The sequence below is a fragment of the Clostridium sp. CAG:43 genome (genome assembly GCF_000434655.1).
Lineage (GTDB): Bacteria > Bacillota > Clostridia > Lachnospirales > Lachnospiraceae > Otoolea > Otoolea fessa.
Genome location: NZ_FR894991.1, coordinates 1 through 560 on the forward strand (window position 1 = coordinate 1; position 560 = coordinate 560).

Annotated in this window: 1 protein-coding gene; it reads left to right on the forward strand. The window is 53.2% G+C overall.

Annotated features, from left to right (window positions below; genetic code table 11):
• Positions 1–560: DUF3362 domain-containing protein (locus QVO97_RS00615; protein ID WP_288188502.1), on the forward strand; the 560-nt coding region annotated here is incomplete at both ends.

A 560-nucleotide genomic window follows, 5' to 3' on the forward strand; every position in this document is an offset into this window, starting at 1 on the left:
ATGTCAGCGGACAGCTCAAGGTAGCGCCGGAACATATATCGGATAATGTATTAAAACGGATGGGAAAACCGGAGAATAAGGTTTACCGCCAGTTCATGAAGGAATATGCAGCGATGAATGACTCGCTGGGAATGAAGCAGTACCTCGTTCCGTACCTGATGTCCTCCCATCCGGGTTCCACGCTCAAGGAGGCGATCGAACTGGCAGAATATCTGCGCGACCTCGGCTACATGCCGGAGCAGGTGCAGGATTTCTATCCGACGCCATCCACACTGTCTACGTGTATGTATTACACGGGATATGATCCGCGCACGATGGAAAAAGTGTACGTGCCAACCAACCCGCATGAGAAAGCGATGCAGCGTGCGCTGATCCAGTACCGCAATCCGAAAAACTATGATCTGGTGCTGGAAGCACTCCGTCTGGCAGGCAGAACGGATCTGATCGGTTTTGATAAGAAATGCCTGATCCGTCCGCGGCAGATCAAAGGACGCGATTTCTCGGCTGGCGGATATAAAGGGGCGCATCATGGCAGCCAGACGGCAAAACCGGCTGCTGCC